The organism is Pseudoclavibacter sp. AY1F1, from assembly GCF_002931075.1.
Lineage (GTDB): Bacteria > Actinomycetota > Actinomycetes > Actinomycetales > Microbacteriaceae > Pseudoclavibacter.
Genome location: NZ_PSTQ01000004.1, coordinates 229,529 through 253,175 on the forward strand (window position 1 = coordinate 229,529; position 23,647 = coordinate 253,175).

Annotated in this window: 22 protein-coding genes; 1 reads left to right on the forward strand and 21 read right to left on the reverse strand. The window is 67.9% G+C overall.

The features are described from left to right. Positions 1–30 precede the first annotated feature (30 nt). The 4 genes from C5B85_RS09365 to C5B85_RS09380 form a co-directional block, all read right to left on the reverse strand. On the reverse strand, positions 31–1,521 hold the full coding sequence (locus C5B85_RS09365; protein ID WP_104285753.1) for a trypsin-like peptidase domain-containing protein: 1,491 nt from the start codon (positions 1,519–1,521) through the stop codon (positions 31–33). 69 nt (positions 1,522–1,590) lie between these two features. Next, positions 1,591–1,887 (reverse strand): hypothetical protein, encoded by a 297-nt coding sequence (locus C5B85_RS09370; RefSeq protein ID WP_104285754.1) that lies wholly within the window; start codon positions 1,885–1,887, stop codon positions 1,591–1,593. Beyond that, positions 1,884–2,459, reverse strand: a complete 576-nt coding sequence (locus C5B85_RS09375; RefSeq protein ID WP_146077915.1) for a hypothetical protein — start codon at positions 2,457–2,459, stop codon at positions 1,884–1,886. The genes C5B85_RS09370 and C5B85_RS09375 overlap by 4 nt, the downstream gene beginning before the upstream one ends. After that, the gene (locus tag C5B85_RS09380) at positions 2,456–3,004 is read right to left on the reverse strand and encodes an RNA polymerase sigma factor (protein WP_258070691.1); all 549 of its coding nucleotides are present in this window, start codon (positions 3,002–3,004) and stop codon (positions 2,456–2,458) included. The genes C5B85_RS09375 and C5B85_RS09380 overlap by 4 nt, the downstream gene beginning before the upstream one ends. A 247-nt stretch (positions 3,005–3,251) precedes the next feature. On the opposite strand from C5B85_RS09380, the gene C5B85_RS09385 reads away from it, so the two are divergent. After that, positions 3,252–4,751: an APC family permease gene (locus C5B85_RS09385; protein ID WP_104285757.1), complete on the forward strand. Its 1,500-nt coding sequence runs from the start codon at positions 3,252–3,254 to the stop codon at positions 4,749–4,751. A gap of 75 nt (positions 4,752–4,826) precedes the next feature. On the opposite strand, the gene C5B85_RS09390 is transcribed toward C5B85_RS09385, so the two are convergent. The 17 genes from C5B85_RS09390 to C5B85_RS19175 form a co-directional block, all read right to left on the reverse strand. Beyond that, positions 4,827–6,278: a glyceraldehyde-3-phosphate dehydrogenase gene (locus C5B85_RS09390; RefSeq protein ID WP_104285758.1), complete on the reverse strand. Its 1,452-nt coding sequence runs from the start codon at positions 6,276–6,278 to the stop codon at positions 4,827–4,829. A gap of 248 nt (positions 6,279–6,526) precedes the next feature. Beyond that, positions 6,527–8,074: a ribosome biogenesis GTPase Der gene (gene der, locus C5B85_RS09395; protein ID WP_104285759.1), complete on the reverse strand. Its 1,548-nt coding sequence runs from the start codon at positions 8,072–8,074 to the stop codon at positions 6,527–6,529. Continuing rightward, a complete protein-coding gene (cmk, locus tag C5B85_RS09400; RefSeq protein ID WP_104285791.1) occupies positions 8,071–8,862 on the reverse strand; it encodes a (d)CMP kinase in 792 nt (263 codons plus the stop codon). The genes der and cmk overlap by 4 nt, the downstream gene beginning before the upstream one ends. Beyond that, on the reverse strand, positions 8,859–9,953 hold the full coding sequence (locus C5B85_RS09405; protein WP_104285760.1) for a prephenate dehydrogenase: 1,095 nt from the start codon (positions 9,951–9,953) through the stop codon (positions 8,859–8,861). Before C5B85_RS09405 ends, cmk begins: the two co-directional genes overlap by 4 nt. Next, positions 9,950–10,855: a pseudouridine synthase gene (locus C5B85_RS09410; RefSeq protein ID WP_104285792.1), complete on the reverse strand. Its 906-nt coding sequence runs from the start codon at positions 10,853–10,855 to the stop codon at positions 9,950–9,952. Before C5B85_RS09410 ends, C5B85_RS09405 begins: the two co-directional genes overlap by 4 nt. Positions 10,856–10,958: 103 nt before the next feature. Beyond that, positions 10,959–11,555: an SMC-Scp complex subunit ScpB gene (gene scpB, locus C5B85_RS09415; protein WP_104285761.1), complete on the reverse strand. Its 597-nt coding sequence runs from the start codon at positions 11,553–11,555 to the stop codon at positions 10,959–10,961. After that, positions 11,548–12,414 (reverse strand): segregation and condensation protein A, encoded by an 867-nt coding sequence (locus C5B85_RS09420; RefSeq protein WP_374953090.1) that lies wholly within the window; start codon positions 12,412–12,414, stop codon positions 11,548–11,550. The genes scpB and C5B85_RS09420 overlap by 8 nt, the downstream gene beginning before the upstream one ends. Then, positions 12,398–13,270, reverse strand: coding sequence for a ParA family protein (locus C5B85_RS09425; RefSeq protein WP_104285762.1), 873 nt, complete (start codon positions 13,268–13,270; stop codon positions 12,398–12,400). Before C5B85_RS09425 ends, C5B85_RS09420 begins: the two co-directional genes overlap by 17 nt. 29 nt (positions 13,271–13,299) lie before the next feature. Further along, positions 13,300–14,229, reverse strand: a complete 930-nt coding sequence (gene xerD / locus C5B85_RS09430; protein ID WP_104285763.1) for a site-specific tyrosine recombinase XerD — start codon at positions 14,227–14,229, stop codon at positions 13,300–13,302. A 13-nt stretch (positions 14,230–14,242) separates the two neighbouring features. Further along, positions 14,243–14,887: an NUDIX hydrolase gene (locus C5B85_RS09435; protein ID WP_104285764.1), complete on the reverse strand. Its 645-nt coding sequence runs from the start codon at positions 14,885–14,887 to the stop codon at positions 14,243–14,245. Then, entirely contained in the window at positions 14,884–16,632 is a 1,749-nt protein-coding gene (locus C5B85_RS09440) for a CTP synthase (protein ID WP_258070692.1), read from the reverse strand. Before C5B85_RS09440 ends, C5B85_RS09435 begins: the two co-directional genes overlap by 4 nt. A gap of 11 nt (positions 16,633–16,643) precedes the next feature. Then, complete coding sequence (recN, locus tag C5B85_RS09445) at positions 16,644–18,413, reverse strand: DNA repair protein RecN (protein ID WP_104285795.1); 1,770 nt, start codon at positions 18,411–18,413, stop codon at positions 16,644–16,646. Beyond that, positions 18,410–19,333 (reverse strand): NAD kinase, encoded by a 924-nt coding sequence (locus tag C5B85_RS09450; protein ID WP_104285765.1) that lies wholly within the window; start codon positions 19,331–19,333, stop codon positions 18,410–18,412. The genes recN and C5B85_RS09450 overlap by 4 nt, the downstream gene beginning before the upstream one ends. Beyond that, a complete protein-coding gene (locus C5B85_RS09455; RefSeq protein ID WP_104285766.1) occupies positions 19,330–20,211 on the reverse strand; it encodes a TlyA family RNA methyltransferase in 882 nt (293 codons plus the stop codon). Before C5B85_RS09455 ends, C5B85_RS09450 begins: the two co-directional genes overlap by 4 nt. Continuing rightward, on the reverse strand, positions 20,208–20,381 hold the full coding sequence (locus C5B85_RS19170) for a hypothetical protein (protein ID WP_181064365.1): 174 nt from the start codon (positions 20,379–20,381) through the stop codon (positions 20,208–20,210). Before C5B85_RS19170 ends, C5B85_RS09455 begins: the two co-directional genes overlap by 4 nt. Continuing rightward, positions 20,378–21,415: an HAD-IIA family hydrolase gene (locus tag C5B85_RS09460; protein WP_104285796.1), complete on the reverse strand. Its 1,038-nt coding sequence runs from the start codon at positions 21,413–21,415 to the stop codon at positions 20,378–20,380. The genes C5B85_RS19170 and C5B85_RS09460 overlap by 4 nt, the downstream gene beginning before the upstream one ends. A 182-nt stretch (positions 21,416–21,597) precedes the next feature. Then, a partial coding sequence (locus C5B85_RS19175; protein ID WP_181064366.1) for a hypothetical protein occupies positions 21,598–23,647 on the reverse strand: 2,050 nt, incomplete at its 5' end.

Consider the following 23,647-nt stretch of genomic DNA (forward strand, 5'->3'; position numbering starts at 1 on the left):
GAAAGGAAACGGCGCTGGTCTGCTCGGCCGCTACTGCTCGAGTTCCCCCACCGTCACTCTCACCGTCTGCTCCTGCCCACCACGGACGAGCACGGCCTCCACCTGAGTTCCCGGCTCGAGAGCTCGGATCTGCGCGGTCAGGTCGGTCGAGCTGGACACTCGGTGACCGCCGAAGGAGGTGATCACATCGCCGGCCTGGATACCGGCCTGCGCTGCCGGCCCACCGGCCGTGAGCTGTGCCACGTAGGCGCCAGCGACGCTCGAGTCGGCGGCCGTCGGGTCGGTGACGCTCGCGCCAAGGAAGCCGTGCGCCACCTGGCCGTCAGAGATGAGCTGCTCGGTGACCCGCTTGACCAGGTTGGAGGGCAACGAGAACCCGACGCCGATGTTGCCGGCCGTCTCGCCGCCGCTGCTTGCACCCGCGATCGCCACGTTGATGCCGATAAGCGCACCGTCCTGGTCGACAAGCGCACCACCCGAGTTCCCCGGGTTGATGGCGGCGTCCGTCTGGATCACGGGAAGAGCAACGGAGGACGTGCCCTGGGTTGTGGTCTGCCCCTCCGCCGAGTTGGGGTCGCCGCGCCAGAAGTTGTACGGGCTGTCCTCCTGCGTGCCGTCGGATTCGACTTCCTCCGGAACGGCGGAAGAGCTGACCAGGATGCCCCGATCGAGCGCGCTCACGACGCCCTCCGTGACGGAATCGGACAGGCCAAGCGGTGCGCCGATCGCGACGGCCACATCGCCGACGTTGAGCGCATCCGAGTCGGCGAACGTGATCGGGGTCAACGTCGTGTCCTCGACCTTGATGATGGCCAGGTCGAGCACGGGGTCGCCCGCGACGAAGGTCGCAGCGAGGAGGCGCCCGTCGCTCGTCTGGACCGAGAGCTCTGCGTTGCCCGTCGCCCCGTCGATCGTCGCGACGTGGTTGTTGGTGACGATGTAGCCGGCACCGTCGACGACGACGCCGGAGCCGCTCGCAGCCGTCTGGCCGGAGGACGCCGAGATCGTGACGACGCTCGGCGAGGCGACGGCCGCGATGCTTGTCACGAGCGTCGCATCCTGCGGGTTGTTGACGGTGATCGACTGCGAGCTGCCAGCACCTGCGGCGATCGGAGTGGAGCCGAACCCGCCGACGACCGCGCCGCCGACTCCGCCGCCCACAACTCCGCCGACAAGGAGCCCGGCGGTGAGCAGCGCGACGGTCCCGAAGCGCCGCCTGCGCGGCTTCGCCTCCTGCGTTGTCGCCTGCGCAGCGGCAGGGCCGAAGCTACTCGCGTAGCCGAGTCCCCCCGGAGCGCCTGAGTCTGCTGGGAACTGGGCTGACTGGTACGCGGATGACGAGTACTGCGCCGTCGGGGCCTCACCGGGCACGTACTGGCCGGGCTGATACGGGCCGGATGCCGAGGAGTACTGCGGCGCGAACAGGTGCGCCTGCGGCGCGTATGGCTGCTGGGGGAAGGACTCGGGGTACGGCTTCGTGCCGTCCTGTTGGCCTGTTTCGGGGACTGAGGGGGTGGGCATGTGTGGTTCCTTTCGACACCACCGAGCATCGTGCCCCGGGCTATGGCCTTCCTATGGCGAAGCTGTGGCTCAGCCTCGACCCGAGATCGCGTGCACTCTGACCCGCACTCGCACGACCGTTCCGATCGGGAGCATCGCGAGCGCCGCAGCCTTGATTCGCGCGGCAAGCCCCTCGACGATCTGCCCCTGCGGGGTTGACGAGTCGACACGCACGCGGACCGTGACGGAGACCGCCCCCTCCGACGTGCCGACGTCGACGTGCAGAGAGCCCAGGTGAATGCCGACGATGGGCAGCAGCTCGACAACGCCGGGGGTTCCGAGTGCCGCCGCCTCGACGGCGTCTGCGACCCGCTCACGCTCGATCATTCGGCGCTCCTCACGTCAGCGATGACGATATCTATGCCCGTGATCCGAAGCGTCGTGTGCAGCGCGAGGGCTTCCGCGATCGCGTCCCTCACCCGATCCGCGAGTGGATGCAGCGGCTGCAGCCCAAGGACCGTGACGGACACGGTCAGGTGCACGGGAGCGCCCGGTTCCGTCACCTCGCCGTCGAGCACGCACCGGCCGATCAGGACCCCGTCGATGGCGTCCCCGGTCCGTCGGATGAGTTCCCGGACAACACCCTCGCTCTGCGAGAACTCGTACTCGGGCTCGAGGGACGCGAGCGGAATCTCACGACCGGCGCGCGCATCTATCGCGATGCCGCGCATCATCGACTGCAGCCAAGCTCCGCTCGGCGCGGGCGTCGCCGCCGACTCGAGCTCGATGAGGTCGTGGGACGCACGCGAGACGCGCTCGAGCGCCGCGAGCGCCCGCTCGCACTCCGGGTCCTCCTCGATGGCCGCGTCATAGGGCACGCGGCCGGCGTCCAGGTACTCCGAGAGCTGTGTCAGCGTGTAGCCCGCGGCGCCGATCGTCGGCTCGAGTTCTTCGCTCATGCCCATTCCTCCATGCCACGCAGGAGCGCGAGCCGAGCCCGGGAGAGGGCTCCTCGCACCGTCGATGTGTTCGTGTCGAGTTGCACCGCGATCTCGGCGTAGGTGAACCCCGCGGTCTCCTTGAGCACCCAGCACTGCCGCTGCAGCTCCGGCAGCTCCGCGAGCACGCGCGACGCGGCGTCGAGCTTCGCGTTCAACTCGAGCTGTGCCTGCGGACCGAGCTCCCGTGCCACTGGCGCCTCGATGTCGTCGATGTCCTGCTCGAACTTCCGCTTCCTGAGGCGGTCGGTCGCCTTGCGGGCCGCGATCTGCACGAGCCACGCTCGGACGGCATCCGGATCCCGCAACAGGTCGAGGCGGTTCCAGGCGACGATGCAGGCGTCCTGCACGGCGTCCTCGGCGTCGGCCCGAGACGAGAGCAATCGGATCGCCGTCGCGAGCATGAGGCCCCAGTGGCGGCGGATGAGCACCTCGAACGCGCGCTCGTCACCGTCCCTGACACGGGCGACGAGCAGCGCATCTGGCGCATCAGCAAGGTCAGGCACTGACCCTCCTTCGCGAGCTTTCGGGAATGCAGGGGAGGCGGATGCTCCACTGCCCTGCGAGACACCAGTCTGGGCATCGACGACGATCGGGTTTCCCGCCACGCCTCCGGCAACCCTAGAGCACGCCAACCGAGCGCCTTCTGCGTCTCGTCGAAATGTTTCCAGCAGGTAAACTCCACACGCGCGCGGGAGCCCGCGCGCGGTTACAAAACACTGGGGGAACACCTTGAGCTTTTTCCAAAGCCTGATGCGAACGAAGAGCATCGAGGCATCACTTGCGGACTCGCACTCCGAGGAGAGGTCGCTCAAGCGTTCCCTCGGCGTGTGGGACCTCGCGATCATGGGCGTCGCCGTTGCTGTCGGCGCCGGGATCTTCTCCGTCGGAGCGAAAGCGGCCGCCAACAACGCCGGCCCATCGATCACCATCGGATTCCTGCTGGCCGCTGTGACTTGCGGCCTCGCGATCATGGCGTATGCCGAGTTCGCGTCGTCCGTTCCCGTCGCCGGCTCCGCCTACACATTCACCTACGCGACGCTGGGTGAGCTCCTGGCGTGGATCATCGGCTGGGACCTCATCCTCGAGATGCTGTCGGCATCGGCCGTCATCGCCAGCTATTGGGGGGTCTACCTGCAGGAGGTCGTCAACATCTGGGGCTGGGACATCCCGCCCAAGCTCAGCATCTTCGGGCTCTTCGATCTGAACTGGGCGGCCTTCTTCATCGTCGCGGTCCTGACGACGCTGCTGGTGCTCGGCACGAAGCTCTCGTCGCGCGTCAGCGCGGTGCTGACGATCCTGAAGGTCGTGACCGTGCTCTTTGTCATCGTCGTCGGCGCGTTCTTCGTGAAGGCGAGCAACTACACGCCGTTCATCCCGCCGTCTCAGCCCGCGCAGGACTCGGGCACGGATGCGTGGCACCAGTCGCTCTTCTCGTTCATGTCCGGTGCAGAGCCGAGCATGTACGGCGTCTTCGGCCTCCTCGCCGGAGCTTCGATCGTGTTCTTCGCCTTCATCGGCTTCGACGTCGTCGCGACGAGCGCGGAAGAGGTCAAGAACCCGAAGAAGAACCTGCCTCGCGGCATCTTCCTCGGCCTGGGCATCGTGACGGTGCTCTACCTCTCGGTGAGCCTCGTCATCACGGGCATGGTGTCCTATAGGGACCTCGCCGCCGCCGAGACGCCCTCGCTCGCGACCGCGTTTGTGCTCGTCGGCGCCGACTGGGCCGCCCAGATCATCTCGATCAGCATCCTCCTCGGTTTCACGACCGTCATCCTCGTGCTCCTCATGGGACTGGCACGCGTGCTCTTCTCGATGAGCCGCGACGGCCTGCTCCCCCGCTCCTGGAGCATCACGAGCGAGAAGCGCAAGACGCCGATCCGCCTGCAGATCGGCGTCGGCATCGCCGTTGCGCTCCTCGCCGGTCTCACGAATGTCGACTGGCTCGAGGAGATGATCAACATCGGCACGCTCTCGGCGTTTGTGCTGGTGAGCCTCTCGATCCTCGTCCTCCGGAAGAAGTACCCGAACCGCGAGCTCGCCTACCGCATGCCGTGGTCGCCGTTCCTGCCGATCCTCTCGGCCGTGCTCTGCTTCTGGCTCATGCTCAACCTCTCGACGCTGACGTGGCTGCGTTTCGCCATCTGGCTCCTGATTGGCCTCGCGATCTACTTCCTGTACAGCCGCCGCAACTCGCGGCTCGGGAAGGAGCGGGCCTCCTACACGGAGATCTTGGGCGCCGAGCTCAAATAGCCCGGCGCTGCGCAGCAGAACGGCCCCCGCTCACCTTCCGGTGTGCGGGGGCCGTTCTGCGGCGGGGCGCTGCGATCAGAGCTGCGCGAGCTCCTTGCGGTGCGGCACGATGGGCGGCTGCACGCCGCCGAGCTGCTCGATGATGCGGACCACCTGCGTCGAGTAGCCGAACTCGTTGTCGTACCAGACGTACAGCACGAGGTTCTTGCCCTGCGAGATGGTCGCGAGACCGTCCACGATGCCCGCCCGCGTCGTACCGACGAAGTCTGTGGACACGACCTCGCTCGACTCGATGTAGTCGATCTGCTGTCGGAGGACGGAGCTCAGGGAGACCTGGCGCAGGAAGTCGTTGACCTCACCACGGGTCGTGGGCCGCTCGAGCGTGAGGTTCAGCACGGCCATGGAGACGTCCGGCGTCGGCACGCGGATTGCGTTGCCCGTGAGCTTCCCCTCGAAGTGCGGGAGCGCCTTCGCGACGGCCTTCGCAGCCCCTGTCTCGGTGATCACCATGTTGAGGCCGGCAGCCCGCCCACGTCGGTCGCCCTTGTGGAAGTTGTCGATGAGGTTCTGGTCGTTGGTGAACGAGTGCACGGTCTCGACGTGCCCGTGCACAACCCCGTAGCGCTCGTCGATGACCTTGAGCACCGGCGTGATGGCGTTTGTCGTGCAGGATGCGGCGGAGAGGATGCGGTCGTCGTCGGTGATTCCCGCGTTGTTGATGCCGTAGACGATGTTCTTGAGCTGCCCCTTGCCAGGCGCGGTCAGGAGCACGCGGCGCACGCCAGGGCTCTGCAGGTGCTGGGAGAGGCCATCGGCGTCGCGCCAGCGCCCCGTGTTGTCGACGACGATGGCGTCACGGATGCCGTACGACTCGTAGTCGACGCTCGCCGGGTCGTTGGAGTAGATGACCTTGATGACCGTGCCGTTGGCCTGAATCGTCGACGCAGCCTGGTCAACGGAGATGGAGCCGGCGAACGCGCCGTGCACCGAGTCGCGGCGCAGCAGGCTGGCCCGCTTCTCGAGGTCGTTGTCGCTGCCCTTGCGGACGACGATGGCACGCAGGCGCAGCCCCCGACCGGTTCCGGCGTGGGAGATGATGATGCGCGCGAGCAGGCGCCCGATCCGGCCGAAGCCGTAGAGCACGACGTCAGCGCCCGAGTCCGGCGAGCCCGTGCCGATGACTTCGAGCAGCTGGCTGGCCAGGAACGTGTCGAGGTCCTCCCCCTGGGCCGCGAATCGTGTCGCGAGCTCCCCGAGGTCGATGGAGGCGGTGCCGAGGTCGAACTCCTGGAGCCGCTCGAGAATCGGCAGGGTCGCGTCCAGGGACAGCTCGACGTCGTTGATGCGCCGGGCGAAGCGGTGCGCCTTGATGATGTCGATGGCCGACAGGTTGATGAGCCGGTGACCGTAGATCGAGGTCACGACGTTTCGCGTGCGGTACAGGTTCCCGATGAGCGGGATCATCCGCTCGGCGATTCCGACTTTCTCCAGCCACTCGTGCTGCGTCTGCTCGGACTTTTCCATCATCGAATGGGACCCCTCAACGTCGAAAGTTCTCGCCTGGTAGCCAGGACTCACCTGAAATCCAGGCTTGGGCAAAATCCTACGGTTCTGCATGCGCCGACGTGCGCGGTTCGCTGGCAAGGAGCATCCACGTATTCACGCTGAGAGAAAAACAGCCATTTTTGCGAGGTCACTCGGTCACACGAAAGGGGCCAGCCCCGCCGACCCTCACGGGTCGAGCTGGACTGGCCCCATCGTGCACATGAACTCGATCAGCTGCGCTTGGCGCGCTTCTCGCGGACGCGCATGTTCGTGATGATCGGCGACCCCTCGAAGCCGTACACCTCACGAAGTCGACGCTGAATGAAGCGGCGGTAGCCCGGGTCCAGGAAGCCGGTCGTGAAGAGCACAAATGTCGGCGGGCGCGTCTGCGCCTGCGTGCCGAACAGGATGCGGGGCTGCTTGCCACCACGCAGGGGGTGTGGGAACTCCGCCGTGAGCTCGGCGAGGAAGGCGTTGAACTTACCCGTCGGGATGCGGGTGTCCCACGAGTCGAGGGACAGCTCGAGCGCGGGCACGAGCTTCTCGAGGTGGCGGCCCGTCTTCGCGGAGATGTTGACGCGTGGTGCCCAAGCGACGTGGGCGAGGTCTCGCTCGACCTCGCGCTCGAGCTGCCAGCGGCGTTCGTCGTCGAGCATGTCCCACTTGTTGAAGGCGAGCACAAGCGCGCGACCCGACTCGAGGACAAGGTCGATGATGCGCAGGTCCTGCACGTTGACGGCCTCGGTCACGTCGAGAACAACCACGGCGACCTCGGCCTTCTCGAGCGCCGCGGTCGTACGAAGCGATGCGTAGAAGTCTGCGCCCTGCTGCAGGTGCACACGACGACGGATGCCGGCCGTGTCGACGAAGCGCCAGATCTTGCCGCCGAGCTCGACCTGCTCGTCGACCGGGTCGCGGGTCGTCCCTGCGAGGGAGTTGACGACAACTCGCTCCTCGCCTGCCGCCTTGTTGAGGAGGCTCGACTTGCCGACGTTCGGGCGTCCCAGGATGGCGACGCGGCGAGGTCCGCCGATCTCCTCCTTCGCAACCTTGGACACCTCGGGAAGGATCTCGATGACCTTGTCGAGGAGGTCCGCGACGCCACGACCGTGCACGGCCGAGACGGGCCACGGCTCGCCGAGGCCGAGGCTCCACAGCTGAGCTGCGTTCGGTTCCTGCACCGCGTCGTCGACCTTGTTCGCGACGAGGATGACGGGGCGGTCCGTCTTGCGGAGCAGCTTCACGACGTGCTCGTCGGTGGCCGTCGGGCCGACGTTCGCGTCGACGACGAAGAGGACAGCGTCGGCGAGGTCGACGGCGATCTCCGCCTGCTGAGCGACCGAGAGGTCGATGCCCTTGGCATCCGGCTCCCAGCCGCCGGTGTCGACGATCGTGTACCAGCGGTTGTTCCACTCGGCCTTGTACGAGACTCGGTCGCGCGTGACACCGGGGGTGTCCTCGACAACGGCCTCGCGGCGGCCGATGATGCGGTTGACCAGCGCGCTCTTCCCGACGTTCGGGCGGCCGACGACCGCGAGCACGGGAAGTGCTGGCAGGTACGTGATGGCGTCGCCGTCTTCCGAGGCGCCGAGCAGCACCTCGAGGTCATCTTCCTCGAGCTCGTAGTCGTCGAGGCTCTGGCGCAGCGCCTGGGTGCGCTTCTCCACAACCGTCTCGTCGAGCTCCTCGAGGCGCGCGACGAGCTGCTCGCCGCCTGCTGGTTCGAACTCCTCAGAAGCCTCGGTGGCCTCGTCGTTCCGTCCTTGGTCGTCAGTCATCGTGACTCCTTCGTGTTGTCGTGTCTGACAGCGCTTGGGGCGGCTGCCAGCGACGGTGCTGTCGTCTGCTGCGGACCGGGTGTCGCCGAGGCGACGATCCGCAAGAATTCCTCGACCGACTGCTCGAAGTCGAGCGTCGTCGTGTCGAGCACCGTGACGCCGTCGGCGGCCTCGGTGAAGTTGGTGACTTTGGCATCGCGGGCATCGCGCGCTGAGACGGACGCGGCAACCGCAGCGACCGCTTCGTCGGCCTTCTCGCCGGCCCTGCGCGCGATGCGCACGGCCTCGTCCGCGGTCATGAGAATGCGCGCGGGGGCATCCGCCGCCACGACCGTCGTGATGTCCCTGCCCTCCGCGATGATGCCCGGGCTCGTGGTGGCCGCCATCGTGCCCCTGAAGAGCGCGGTGAGGGCCTCACGGGCAGCTGGCACGCGAGACACGCGCCAGACCTCACCGGAGATGGCGGTGTCGCGGATGAACTCGGAGACGTCGGTCGCGCCGACGCGCACCCAGCGCTCGTCCGGGCTCTGCGAGATGCTGTACCGCTCGACGAAGCTCGGGAGCAGGGCCGCGACGGCCGCGGCGTCGTCGAGGTTGCATCCGCTGTCAATGGCGAACCAGGTGAGCGCGCGATACGCGGCGCCCGTGTCGAGGTAGCCGAAGCCCAGGCGCCTGGCGCTCTCGCGGCAGACGCTCGACTTGCCGGAACCTGCCGGCCCGTCGACGGCGACGACCATCGGCGAGCGATCGTGCGGTGCTGCCGGAGCCACCTTGGTGGTGGTGCTCATGCGGCGATCCTCCATCCACGCTGCTCGAGCTCGTCGACGAGCTTTGCTGTGGCCGATGGCACGACGGAGATGACGACGAGTCCGATGTTCGAGGCCTGCGCGTGTTCCATGCGGAAGTCCTCGACGTTGACCTGGGCGTCGCCGACGTCGCCCATGAGCTTCGCGAGCTGCCCCGGTTTGTCGTCGATCATGACGGTGACCGAGTCGAACTCGCGCCGCGAAGAGCCGTGCTTGCCAGGCAACCGCGCGACCCCGGCGTTGCCCGTCGCGAGCTGCTCGGCGATGATGCGCCCGGAACCGACTTCCTGGCTCCGCTCGAGCGCGCCTGCCACCTTGTCGAGGTCGAACTGGAGTTTGCGCAGGACTGCCGCCGTCGGGCCGGCGTTCGCCGTCAGGATCTGCGTCCACAGCACGGGATCGCTGGAGGCGATGCGAGTGAGGTCGCGCAGGCCCTGGCCCGCGAGCGCCGTGGCTCCGTCTTCGTCGTCGACGAGTCGCGAGGCGAGCAAGGTCGACACCAGTTGGGGCACGTGCGACACGAGCGCGACGGCTCGGTCGTGGTCTTCTGCCGTCATGCTGACGGGGGTCGCGCCCAGGTCGAGCGCGAGGCCCTCGATCTCCTGGAGCGCGAACACGCTCGTCTGGTCGTGGTGCGCGATGACCCAGGGTCGGCCGACGAAGAGGTCTGCGCGCCCCGCCAGCGGGCCGCCCGTCTCGCGGCCCGCCATGGGGTGCGAGCCCAGGTAGCGGCTGATGTCGGCGCCGCGGGAGATGAGGTCGGTGAGGGGTGCGGACTTGACGCTCGCGACGTCGGTGACGATCGCGTCCGGCCAGCGCTCGAGCTCTGCCGCGACGACCTGCCCGGTCACGTCAGGAGGCACGCAGACGACCACGATTCTGGGTGATTCTTGCCCAGTCGCATCGGAGGCGAGGGTGCCAGCACCGTAGTCGACGGCGAGCCGGAGCACGGACGGCGAGATGTCGTCGAGCTGGACGTCGACGCCGAGCCTGCGCAGGGCGTGCCCCACACTGGTTCCGAGCAGCCCGGCACCGACCACCCGTACCGGGGAGTTGGTTCGAGTTGGCGTCATCGACGACCTTTCGATTTGGCTGGAGGAGCCTGCCTGGGGCCTCGGCCCTGCTTCGGCTCTCGCGCTGGGGCAGCTGCCTGCGTGGGGGCGCCGCTGTCACGCTGCTCCCCGGCTCGCCGGGCGAGCTTCAGGATGCGGCCGAGCTCCAGTGTAGTGAACTCCCGCATCTCGCCCTCCCGCAGGGTGCCGAGGTTCAGCGGGCCGAAGCTGCGGCGCACGAGCGCTGTGACGGGGTGCCCGACTTCCTCGAGCATGCGCCGCACGATTCGGTTGCGGCCGGAGTGCAGCACGATCTCGACGAGGGAGGCCGTACGGCTCGGCTGGTCGGCCAGAAGCCTGGCGCTGTCGGCCTTGATGAAGCCGTCCTCGAGCTCGAAGCCCTGGCGGAGACGCTGCAGGGCCTTGGTCGAGACCCGCCCCTCGACGCGCGCGATGTAGGTCTTCTCGACTCCGAAGGACGGGTGGGCGAGCACGTGGGCAAGCTCTCCGTCATTCGTGAGGACCAAGAGCCCGCTCGTGTCGATGTCGAGCCTGCCGACGTTGTAGACGCGCTCGTCGAACTCGCGAGCGAACTCGTGCAGGTCGGCGCGTCCCTCTTCATCGTGCATCGACGAGACGACACCGACTGGCTTGTTCAGGACGACGTAGCGCTTGCTCGGATCGAGCTGGATGGGCGTGCCGTCGACGGCGACCTCGTCGCGGTCCGGGAAGATGCGGCTGCCGAGCTCGGTCACGACGACCCCGTTGACCTCGATGCGGCCCTGCGTGATGTACTGCTCGCACACGCGACGCGACGCGACGCCTGCCGCGGCGAGGGCCTTCTGCAGCCGGACACCGTCGTTGCGCTCAGGAGCCGGTTCGGCCTCGCTCCCCGAGAGCGGGATGTCGTCGAAGTCGTCCATCGAGTAGCCGCCCTCCGGTCGCGCCTGCGCCGCCTGGCGGAGTGCCGCGGCCTCGTCGGCCGTGCGGTCGTTGTCGCCGCGGCGCGATGCGCGCCCTCGCTGGTCACTCATGGAATCCGTCCTGTCCTTCGTCGAGCAGAGGTGAAATCTTTGGCAACTCGTCGAGCGAGTTGAGGCCCAGGTGCACAAGAAGTGCCTGGGTCGTGACGTAGCGAATGGCCCCGGTCACTTCGTCGTGGCCGTCTTCTGCGATGAGGCCACGTGCTACCAGAGTACGCACCACCGAGTCGACGTTCACAGCGCGCACCTGCGCTACCTGCGAACGAGTGATGGGCTGGCGGTACGCGATGACGGCGAGCGTCTCGAGCGCGGCCTGCGACAGCTTCGACGGCTGACGAGTGAGGACGAAGTCAGCGACGATGTCGTCGAGGTTCTCGCGGACGTAGAGCCGCCACCCTCCGCCGACCTCGCGCAGCTCGAAGCCGCGCTCAGGAGCGCCGAGGTCGCCGTTGTAGTCGGCGACGAGTCGGCCGACGGATGCGCGCACGTCGGAGACCGGGCGGCTCACAGCCCCAGCGATGGTCACGAGGGAGAGCGGCTCGTCGGCGACGAACAGGATCGCCTCGACCGCGCGGTCGAGGTCGACGCCCGGCTCACCGTCGACGTTGCCGCTTGGCGCAGGCTGCTGCGGATCAGTCATCGTCGTCCCCGAGGCTCGCGAGCTGGGCCGCGTCCCACTCGTCCGCATCCCACGTCACGGTCAGCTCGCCGAGTGGGGTCGCCTGCTCGAAGCTGAGCGCGGCCCTCCGGTACAGCTCGAGGAGCGCGAGGAAGCGGGCGATGACAACACCGCGGACGCTGGCGTCGGCGACGAGCTCCCGGAACGTGCGAGGCTCGCCGTCCTGGAGCAGGGCGACGAGAATCCTCGCCTGCTCGCGGATGCTCACCTTAGGGGCGTGCAGGTGCGTGAGCCCGACGGTCGGGGTCTCGCGGGGCGCGAGGGCGAGCGTCGCGAGTGCGGCGAAGTCGGCGGCCGATAGAGTCCAGACGAGTTCGGGGATACGCTCCCTGAACTTCGGCTCGAGTGGCACGGCGCGGGTCGTGCGCTGCCCCTCGACGCCCAGTGCGGCCGCGAACCAGGTGGAGACCTCCTTGAAGGCCTTGTACTGCAGGAGGCGCGCGAAGAGCAGGTCCCTCGCCTCGAGGATCGCCACGTCCTCCGCATCCACGTACTCACCCTGCGGCAGCAGGCTGACGATCTTCATATCGAGCAGCGTGGCCGCGACGACGATGAACTCGCTGGCGCGATCGAGCTCCTCCGGCGTCGACAGGTCGTTCAGATACCCGATGAACTCGCTCGTGACCCGGCTCAGTGACACCTCGGTGATGTCCATCTCGTGCTTCGAGATGAGCGTCAGCAGCAGATCGAACGGGCCCTCGAAGTTGCTCAGCGAGACCCGGAAGTCGGCGTCAGGCGCCTCCTCGATCTCGGCTTCCGCTGAACGGCCGCGCGCACCTGAGTTCCCCCGTGTGATCAGGGCGCTAGGCGACGGCGCCACGTTCGATCAACTCGCGCGCGAGCTGGTGGTAAGCCTTCGACGCCGTGTGCTCTGGCGCGAACCTGACGATCGGAACCCCGGCGACGGACGCGTCGGGGAACTTCACCGTGCGGCCGATGACCGTGTCGAAGACCCTGTCGCCGAACGCCTCGTAGACGCGGTCAAGGACCTCACGGGAGTGCAGCGTGCGGCCGTCGTACATCGTGGGCAGGATGCCGTCGAGTTCGAGCGACGGGTTCAACCGGTCGCGCACCTTGTCGACCGTCTCCACGAGGAGGGCGACACCTCGCAGCGCGAAGTACTCGCACTCGAGCGGGATGACAACGCCGTGGCTCGCCGTGAGGGCGTTGACGGTGAGGAGGCCAAGCGACGGCTGGCAGTCGACGATGATGACGTCGTACTCGCTCGAGACCTTGCGCAGCACGCTCGCGAGGATCTGCTCACGCGCCACCTCGGTGACGAGGTGCACTTCGGCGGCGGAGAGGTCGATGTTGGCGGGCATGACGTCGAGGCCCGGGAACGCGGTGGCCTGGATGACCTCGTGCGGGTCCTTGACGGTGCCGATGAGCAGGTCGTAGACGGTCGGAACGTCGTACGTGCGGATGCCGAGGCCGGCGCTGAGCGCACCCTGCGGGTCGAAGTCAACGGCGAGCACGCGGCGACCGTAGAGCGCGAGAGACGCGCCGAGGTTGATGCTCGTCGTGGTCTTCCCGACGCCACCCTTCTGGTTGCACATCGAGATGATGCGTGCGGGGCCGTGGCTCTCCAGCTCATCCGGCACATCGAAGTGGTTGTAGAGTCGCGTCGACACCGCGCTTGCGCTGCGGGGCGTGGATTCGATCGTCTCTTCGCTCATGACCTCTGCATCCTATCCCCGGCTCGGCCTCAGCCGAGGTTGGCGCGCGGATGGCTCGTCGCGTACACGTCGCGCAAGGTGTCGGCCGTCACGAGCGTGTAGATCTGCGTCGTCGACACCGAGGCGTGCCCAAGCAGCTCCTGGACAACTCGTACGTCGGCCCCACCCTCGAGCAGGTGCGTCGCGAAGGAGTGCCGCAGGGTGTGGGGCGAGACCCGCCCGGCGAGGTCCGCCCTGGTCGCGATCGCATCCAGCAGGTTGAAGGCGCTCTGCCTTGAGAGGCGCGCGCCTCGCGTGCCGAGGAAGAGCGCAGGCGTTGCGCTCCCCCGCGTCGACAGCTCCCGACGGGCCCGCACGAGGTAGCGGTCGAGCGCTCGCTGGGCGAAGCTGCCGACCGGGACGATGCGCTGCTTGTTGCCCTTGCCTCTGACCCGCAGAATGCCAGGCTCGATCAAATCGTCGACGTTGAGGTCCACAAGCTCCGAGATGCGAGCGCCACTCGCGTAGAGGAGCTCGACAAGCGCGGTATCCCTCATAGCCTCGAGGGTCTCGCCGTCGGCCGCCAGCAGGAGACGCTCGACCTCCGCGACGCTGAGCGCCTTCGGGAGCCTCGACTGCAGCTTCGGCGCGCGCACGCGCGCAGTCGAGTCCGCCTCCAGCACACCCTCGTCGAGCAGGAAGCGGTGGAGACCTCGCACGGACGACAGTGCCCTGGAGACGGAGGATGCCGCAAGGCCCTCGCCGTCGCGAAGCTGCGCGAGAAACGCTGAGACGTCCTCAGGCGTCGCTTCCGACACCCTTCCCCGGCCACTGGCCTCGAGCCAGTGGAGGTACTTGCCGAGGTCGCGTCGGTACGCGCCGAGGCTGTTGCTCGACAGCCCGCGCTCGATCGTCAGGTGCCTGAGGTACGTGTCGAGCAGGGCAGCATCCGTCTTCGCCCCGCCCGGATCGGCAGCCATCGCGCGCCGGCTGCTACTTCGGGCGACCCGGCGAGCGGGTCGGCCAATCTGCCTGCGCTGGCCGCAGCGTCGACCAGCCGCGCTCCTTCGCCAGGTGCAGGGCCATGACGCCCGAGATGACAAAGGGATTCTGCACCGAGCCATCGAGCACCGCGTCGAGCGCGTCAGCAAGCGCAACCCAGCGCTGCTCCAGCTCGGCCTCTTCTCCCGTGCGCGCGAACGCCTCGGGAGTCTCGGAGACCGCGCGGGCCAGGTAGACGCGCACGTTCTCGCTGCTTCCGCCCGGCGACGTGTACTGGTCGAGCAGCACGTCCCAGCGCTCGGCGACGAGGTCGACCTCTTCGGCCAGCTCGCGCTTCGCCGCGTCGAGCGGGTCCTCCCCTGGCGCATCGAGGAGGCCTGCTGGCAGCTCCCAATCGCGGCGCCCGACGGGGTGACGGTATTGACGGATGAACAGAATGCGGTCGGCGTCGTCGAACACAAGCACGGCGACCGCGCCAGTGTGCGACATGAACTCGCGCGTCAGGTCCTCGTCGCCGAACCGGAACCGCTCGCGGACGATGTCCCAGACGGCGCCGCGGAACACGACGCTCGATTCGAGCACCGTGTCCTCCGCAACCTCATCGGCGAACGGGCCCGTTCCAGCGACGTCGGTCACTGCTGGCCCTGCTCCGCGGCCTGCACGGCCTGCACGGTCTCGACGTCCTGCACGTTCTCCTCGACGTCGACGAGGCGGCCGGAGCGCTGACGCTCGAGGCCGGCGGCGACGAGGCCGGAGAAGAGCGGGTGCGCGCTGTTCGGGCGCGACTTCAGCTCTGGATGCGCCTGGGTCGCCACGTAGAACGGGTGGACCTCGCGCGGCAGCTCGACGTACTCGACGAGCGTGCCGTCCGGGGAGAGGCCCGAGAAGTGGAGCCCGGCGTCCGAGATCTGCTCGCGGTACGCGTTGTTGACCTCGTAGCGGTGACGGTGGCGCTCTTCGACCAGCGTCGAGCCGTAGAGCTCGGCAATGATCGACCCCTCGTCGAGAGCAGCCGGGTAGGAGCCGAGGCGCATGGTACCGCCCATGTCGCCGGTCTCGATGATGTCGACCTGCTCGGCCATCGTCGCGATGACGGGGTTTGGCGTCTCCGGGTCGAACTCTGACGAGCTCGCGTCCGTGATGCCGACGATGTTGCGGGCGTACTCGATGACCATGCACTGCATGCCGAGGCACAGGCCAAGCGTCGGGATGCCGTTGTCGCGGGCGAAGCGCAGCGCGCCGAGTTTGCCCTCGATGCCGCGGATGCCGAATCCACCAGGCACGCAGATCGCGTCGACGTCGCTCAGCTGAGCGGCGGCACCCTCGTGGGTCTCGCACTCGTCAGAGGGGATCCAGCGCAGCTTGACCCGTGTCTGGTTCGCGAATCCGCCAGCACGCAGGGCCTCCGTGACCGACAAGTAGGCGTCAGGCAGATCGATGTACTTACCGACGAGGCCGACCGTGATCTGATGCTTGGGGTGATGCACAACTTCGAGGAGTCGCTCCCACGCGCTCCACTCGATGGGCTCGGCCGGCAGTTTGAGCTGCTCGATGATGTACTCGTCGAGACCCTGCTCGCGCAGCACCCGAGGGATGTCGTAGATCGAAGGCAGGTCGATGGTGTTGACGACCGCGCGCTCGGGGACGTCGCACATGAGCGCGATCTTGCGCTTGTTGCTCTCCGTGACCGGGCGGTCGCTCCGCAGGACAAGCGCGTCGGGCTGGATGCCCGCGGATCGGAGGGCCGCGACCGAGTGCTGCGTGGGCTTGGTCTTCTGCTCGCCGGAAGCGCCCATGAACGGCACGAGCGAGACGTGCACGAAGAAGACGTTGTCGCGGCCGAGCTCGTGGCGCAGCTGGCGGGCTGACTCGATGAACGGCTGGGACTCGATGTCGCCGATCGTTCCGCCGACCTCGGTGATGATGACGTCGGGGCGAGGCTCTTCGCTGGCCTGCAGACGCATCCGTCGCTTGATCTCGTCGGTGATGTGCGGGATGACCTGCACGGTGTCGCCGAGGTACTCGCCGCGACGCTCCTGGGCGATGACGCTCGAGTAGATCTGGCCCGTCGTGACGTTCGCCGACTGGGCGAGGTCAACGTCGAGGAAGCGCTCGTAGTGCCCGATGTCGAGGTCGGTCTCCGCACCGTCGTTGGTGACGAACACCTCACCGTGCTGGAACGGGTTCATCGTGCCAGGGTCGACGTTCAAGTACGGGTCGAGCTTCTGCATGACCACGCGCAAGCCTCGGGCCCTGAGAAGGTTGCCCAAGCTGGCAGCGGTCAAGCCCTTGCCGAGCGAGGAGACGACGCCCCCGGTCACATAGATCTGCTTGACAACGGCCTGGTCGTTTCCCGCAACTGGGATATCTGCGCTAGTCACGGAATTCCATATTAGACGACGGACCGCGATCCGTCTGCGCCCTGGTCGTGTCTGACAGCCTCAAGCGCTCCGCGATTCGCCGCGGCGAGCTCCAACAGCTCCTCAGCGTGCGCGTTGCCCGTCTCGCTCTCGGAGAGCCCCGACAGCAGCCTGGCGATCTCCTGCGTGCGATCAGCCCCCCGAATCTGGCGGATGCTGGAGGTCGTGAACTGCCCGTCACTCGATTTCTCGATGCTGATGTGGTTGTCCGAGAAGGCCGCGACCTGCGCCAGGTGGGTGACGACGATGACCTGCGCGTTCGCGGAGAGCCGCTGTAGGCGGCGGCCGATCTCGATGGCGGCAGAGCCTCCGACACCGGCGTCGACCTCGTCGAAGACGAGCGTCGGCACCGAGCTCACGTCGGCGAGCACAACTTCAAGAGCCAGCATGACGCGCGAGAGCTCGCCACCGGATGCCCCCTTGCCGAGCGGGGTCGCTTGGGTGCCCGGGTGAGGGCGGAGCATGAACGCGACCCTGTCGCCGCCGTGGGCGGCAACCTCGTCGAGTGGTGAGAGGTCCACGGTGAGCTGCGCGGCCGGCATGGCCAGCGCGTGGAGTTCGTGCGTCACACGATCCTCGAGCACGGCCGCGGTCGCCGTACGGAGCCCGGTGAGGCGAGAAGCGGCGGAGGCGAGTTTCTCCTCGGCCTCGGCGATCTGCGACTCGAGCTCCTGGATGCGTGTCGTGTCGTTCTCGAGCTCGAGCAGCTGCATGCCGGCCTGCGAGCCGAGCTCGATGACGTCGTCCAGGGTCGGCCCGTAGGTCCTGGTGAGGCTCGTGAGCAGCGTCAGCCGCTCGTTGAGCTGCGCCAGCTCGCCAGTTCCCTCGGATTCGAGGCCGTCGAGGTAGCTCGCGAGGCGAAGCCCGAGCTCGTCGATCGCGAACGAAATGTCTGCTGCTGCCTGCCCGAGCTCGCCAAGGGCCGGGTCGCTCGAGGTCGCACTGTCGATGAGGGCGCGCACCTGCGACACCAGCTCGGTGGAGCTCGCGCCGCCCTGGCCGCCGAACCCGACCGAGCTGTCGCCCGCGAGCAGCTCGTGGGCCTGGCCCACGTCGCGTCGAAGGGCTTCGAGGTTCGAGAGCCGTTCGATGCGCGCCAAGAGCGACACATCCTCCCCTGCCTGGGGCTCGGCCGGCTCGATGTCGGCAAGCGCTCGCCGCAGGCGTGCGGCTTCGAGCTCGCGCTCCGCCTCAGCGTCGCTCAGGGTCTGCAGCTCGGATCGGAGCTCGCCGCGGCGGACGTGAGCTTGGCGAACCTCGGCGCGTGCGCTGCGAAGCTCGGCACCGCCGAACGCATCCAGAGCCGCCCGCTGAGCGCCCTCGCTGCGGAGCCGCCACTGGTCGCTCTGGCCGTGCACAACGACGAGTCGCTCTCCGAGGTCCGCGAGGATGGACGCGGGAACCCCACGCCCACCGAGCCATGCCCGACTGCGACCTTCCGCGCTCACCTGGCGGGCGACGAGCAGCTCGTCGTTCTCGTCGAGCTCAGCGCCCGCGTCAGCGGCGAGCCGAGCCGCTGGGCTCTCGGCGTCGAGCTGCCAGCGGCCCTCGACAACCGCCTTGCTTGCACCGGAGCGCACGGCGTCCGCAGACGCGCGTCCGCCGCGCAGGAGCCCGAGTGCCGTCACGATCATGGTCTTCCCGGCGCCCGTCTCACCCGTGATCGCGGTGAAGCCTGGTCCGAGAGGGAGCTCGGCACGTTCGATGACGCCGAGGCCGGAGATGTCGATGTCAAGAATCATGCGCGTGCGGGTCCTCGCCATCCTGAAGTCGGGAGTTGGAACTTTTCGACAAGTCGTTTACTGAACGGCGCGCTGTGGAGGCGTGCGAGGCGAATCGCGGCGGCCCCCCTGGTCGCCGTCACGCGGGAGCCGGCGGTGAGGTCGAAGGTGCGGCGCCCATCGCACCACAGCACGCCGGGCGTCCCCGTCCGAGGGACGATCTCCACGGCGAGCGTCGAGCTCGGCCCGACGACGATGGGCCTTGCGAAGAGGGCGTGTGCGCTGATCGGGACAAGCAGCAGGGCTTCCACGGTCGGCCAGACGATGGGGCCTCCCGCGGAGAACGAGTAGGCGGTGGATCCCGTCGGCGTCGAGAAGATCGCGCCATCTGCGCCGAAGCTCAGGAGCGGCTGGCCGTCGACCTCGAGAACCAGCTCGAGCATCCGCTCCCTGCTGGCCTTCTCGATCGAGGCGTCGTTGAGGGCCCACGTCTCGTAGACCGTCTCACCGCCGAGTGTGACGCGGACGTCGAGCGTCATACGCTCCTCGACCTCGTAGTCGCGGTCGAGCGCCCGCCCGACCGTGTCAGCGAGAGAGTCGCGCTCGCTCTCAGCGAGGAACCCGACGTGACCGAGGTTGACGCCAAGGATGGGAACTCCGGCGTCGCGCACCAGCTCGGCGGCGCGAAGGATCGTTCCGTCTCCCCCGAGCACGATCGCGATCTCGACCTCGTCGGCCGCGAGCTGCTCGCCGAGCGTCACCGTCGTTCGCGGCACCCGGTTGCGGTCGAGGCGGATCAGCTCGCGGTAAGTCGCGGGTTCGAGCACGGGGGTAACCTCGGCATCATCGAGCAACTGCAGCACAGTCATGGCAGCTTCGATGGCCTCCTCGCGCGCCACGTGGCTGACGACGAGGATGCGCCGCTTCGAGTTCCCGCTCATCGATCTGCCTCCAGGTCCTCCGCTTCGACGATGGCTCGTCGCAGAGTCTCGAGTCTGTCAGCATCCGCTGGACTCGAGCCTGTCGACGTGCGGAAGACCGCAACGAATTCTGAGTTTCCGTGGGTTCCGACAATCGGCGACGGACGCAGCGAGACAAGCTCAAGGCCGCAGCTCGCCGCTTCGACGAGCACTCGTTCGAGTGCGGGCGCGACGAGCTTGCGGTCGTGCACGATTCCGCCCTTGACGCCGGTCCTGCCAACTTCGAACTGGGGTTTGATGAGCAGCACGGCGTCGGTGATACCCGGCGCCATCGCCATGATGGGGGCGATCACCTTGGTGAGAGAGATGAACGAGAGATCGCCGACAACAAGATCGATGTCCGCGGAGCGCAGGGGCGATTCCGCGACGTCGAGCAGCTCGTCGAGCTGGCTGGCATCGATGAAACGCGCGTTGACGCCCTCGAGGTTCGTGACGCGGTCGTCGTCGCGCACAGAGGGCGCGAGCTGGTCGTGCCCGACGTCCAGGGCGATCACGTGCCTGGCACCGCGCGCGAGCAGCACCTGCGTGAACCCGCCCGTGGATGCGCCGACGTCGAGCGCGGCTCGTCCCGCCGGGTTCAGGCCCGGGGCCGCATCGAGCCCCGCGACAAGCTTGTGCGCGGCACGAGAGACGAAGTCGTCTCCCCCGGCGACCAACAGCTGATCGGACTCCGCAACTCGAAGACCGGTCTTGGTAGATGGGACGCCGTTGACCGACACGAGGCCGGACTCGATGAGGCGTGCGGCAGCCGTGCGACTGCGGGCCAGGCCGCGGCGAGTCAGCTCGGTGTCGAGGCGTGCGAGCTGACCGTCGCCGACGCGTTCAACCGACGCGTTCACGCGTCTTCTCCGTCGAAGAGCTCGACGGGTGTGCTCTCGAGGAGCTGCCCGAGCTGTTGGTGCACCTGAGAGAACGCGGCCGCCCGCTCCGAGACCGGGAGGGCCACAATGCGCTCAAGCTCTGAAGTCAGTCCCGACTCGTCGCGGCGGGTCTCGACGTCGGAGCTCACGATGCGAGCTCCGAGTACAGTACCTCCGGCACTCGGAGTGCGTAGATGAGCTTCTCCGAGGCAGCAACGGCCGCGCAGCCGGCCCGCAGGAGGTTGATGGGCGATGTGCCGGCACGGTCGACGATGACGTCGATTCCGCGCACCGTCACCTGGGCGTCGCCGACGCGCGCGACGGCGTGCTCAGGCTGCGGCCGCTCGGTGACGACCTTCGGGTAGGGCTGCGAGAGCTCACGCAGGTCCGTCAGGATGAAGTCGGGGCGCTGGCCAGGGGGCGCCGCGATGAGCTGCTTGGGACGGTCGACGCCGGTGAGCACAAACGCAGACGCCATGCCCGCGCTGTCGGCTCCCTTGATGTCCGTGTCGAGGCGGTCGCCGATGAAGAGCGCCTTCTTGGCGTCGAAGCGGCGCACGGCCTCTTCGAAGATCGCCTTTTCCGGCTTGCCTGCCACCAACGGCAGCTTCTGCACCGCGGTGTGAACTGCAGAGACAAGGGTTCCGTTGCCTGGTGCGAGACCGCGAGCGACCGGGATCGTCCAGTCCTGGTTCGTCGCGACCCATGGGATGTCGCGGGCGAGCGCAAACGACGCCTCGGCGAGGTGTTCCCACCCGACGTGCGGCGCGAAGCCCTGGATGACGGCCTCAGGCTCGTCGTCAGCGGATCGCGTGACGCGGAAGCCGCCCTTCGTGAGCTCGTCGACGAGTCCGTCGCCCCCGACCACGAGGATCAGCGCGCCGGGCTCCACCTTCGTCGCGAGCAGCCGCACCGCGGCCTGCGGGCTCGTCACGACGTCCTCAGCGGTCAGGGAGAGCCCGAGGTCGCGCAGGTGCTGGGCGACCTGCTCGTCCGTCCGAGAGGCGTTGTTCGTGATGTAGCCAGAGCGGATACCAGCGGGGGCAAGTGCGTTCAAGCTCTCGACCGCGTGGGGAACCGGATTCGGCCCGCGATACACGACTCCGTCGAGATCGGCCAGCACCACGTCGACGCCGTCGAGCGGGGCAGGTCCGGTTCCGGTGCTCTTCTTGAACAAGGCCATCTGGATCTCTCGTCTCTCTGAGCTCGCCGACTGTCCGCGATCGATGCTCATCCTGGTTCGGCAACTTCATTCGGCAGCGTGGTTCTACGGCGTGGTCGTGCGCTCCCCGCGTCGTGCCCGCCGCCGAGTGGCCGTGGACGCAGGCGCGGGGCGACGGAGTGCATCCGCCGCCCCGCCTCCGATCACAGGTCGAAGAGCGGTTCGGGCTCGTCGCCCTTGCGCTTGTCTTCGTCCTCGTCCTCGTCCTCGTCCTTCGCTTCAGCCTCGTCCTTCGCTTCAGCCTCGTCGGTCGCAGCCTCGTCCTTCGCTTCAGCCTCGTCGGTCTCAGCCTCGTCCTCCGCCGCCGCAACGATCGCGTCGGCTTCTTCCTGGACTTCCTCGGCCTCTTCAGCAGCCTCGGCGTCTGCGACGATCGTTTCCGCTTCAGCTTCGACGTCATCGACGGCTTCAGCTTCAGCGACGATCTCGTCCGCTTCTGCCTCGACTTCTGCGACGAGTGCGTCGTCGAGCACCGCGGCGGTCTCCCCGAGGTCAGCAGTTTCGGTTTCAACGATCACGGCAGGTGCTGAGTCCGCGGTCGCAGCGAGGAGCTCGTCGACTTCCGCTTCGAGGTCGTCATCGTCGCTCGAGTACTCCTCGACGGCAGGCGCGGTGAGGGTGTCGGGCTCGTCGGACCCGTGCTCGGCCTCCTCTGCCGCAGAGTCATCTGTCACTGACTCATCCGTCACTGAGCCGTCCGTCGAGGCGTCATCGGTCGGGGCCTCGTCTTCGAGCTCTTCTTCCTCAAGGGGCGGGAACTCACCTTCGGTGATGACCTCGATCGTCTCGTGCTCGTCGTGCTTGACGGCATCGAGGGCGTCCTGGGCACGCGTCGCGAGGGTAGTCCAGCGCTCAGCCTCGGCGTCGCGCCCGAGCTCTTCGAGCACGGTCGCGTAGGCGCCGAAGAGCGCGGGGCTGTAAGAGTACGCACGCTTGGGGTCGAGCTGCGGGATCTCGAGCTCGGCAAGGGCAAGGTCCGGCGAGCCCTGGTCGAGGCGCGCACCAGACATGGCGATCGCGACCTGGACGAGTTCTGCCGGCCCGAGGCCCGTGCGGTCGGCGGCACGGCCGAGCTCGAGAGCACGGTCCGGTCGGCCGAGGCCACGCTCGCTGTCGATCATGAGCGCCAGCTGGTCTTCCTTGCCGCTGATCCGGCGGTAGGTGCGAAGCTCGCGCAGTGCAAGTGCGTAGTCGCCGATCGTGTAGGCCGTAATCGCGAGAGTCTCGCGGACCATGGCGATACGCCCTCCGCGGCGGGCAGCAGAGACGGCATGCTGGTGCGCCAGCTCGGGGTCGCTCTCGATGAGGACGGACGCCATCACAAGGTGCCGCGCGACGAATTCCTGGTTTGTCGCCTCAAGCGTCTTGAGCTCGTTGCGCGCCCCCTTCGGCAGGTCCGACTCGCTGACCTCGTCCGGAACGAGCGGGTCGATGTGCTCGGCGCGAACGGGGCGAAGCTCGCGTGCAAGCAGCTCCTCCTCCGTCAGCTCCGGGCGTTCCGGCGCTGGGCCGCCACGTCCGCCGAAGCTGCCACGGCGGTCCTGTCCGCGGTCGTCGCGTCCACCGCGGCTGTCGCTGCGAGGTCCGGATGAACGGCGCTCGCCGTCGCGGGGCGGGTACGACTTGCGCTCGCCGCGGCTGTCGTCACGCGGGGCGTAGGACTTCCGCTCACCGTCACGAGGCGGGTAGGACTTCCGCTCACCGCGGTTGTCATCACGCGGGGCGTAGCTCTTCCGCTCGCCGTCACGAGGCGGGTAGGACTTACGCTCTCCACGGTTGTCGCCGCGGTCGTCACGCGAGTTGTAGGGGCGACGCTCGCCATCGCGGGGCGGGTACGACTTGCGCTCGCCACGGCTGTCATCGCGGGGCGCGTAGGACTTCCGCTCGCCGTCACGAGGCGGGTACGACTTACGCTCACCGCGGCTGTCATCACGCGGGGCGTAGGACTTCCGCTCGCCCTCACGAGGCGGGTAGGACTTACGCTCACCGCGGCTGTCATCACGCGGGGCGTAGCTCTTCCGCTCACCATCGCGAGGCGGGTACGACTTGCGCTCGCCACGGTTATCGTCACGCGGGGCGTACGACTTGCGCTCTCCATCGCGAGGCGGGTACGACTTGCGCTCGCCACGGTTATCGTCACGCGGGGCGTACGACTTGCGCTCTCCATCGCGAGGCGGGTACGACTTGCGCTCA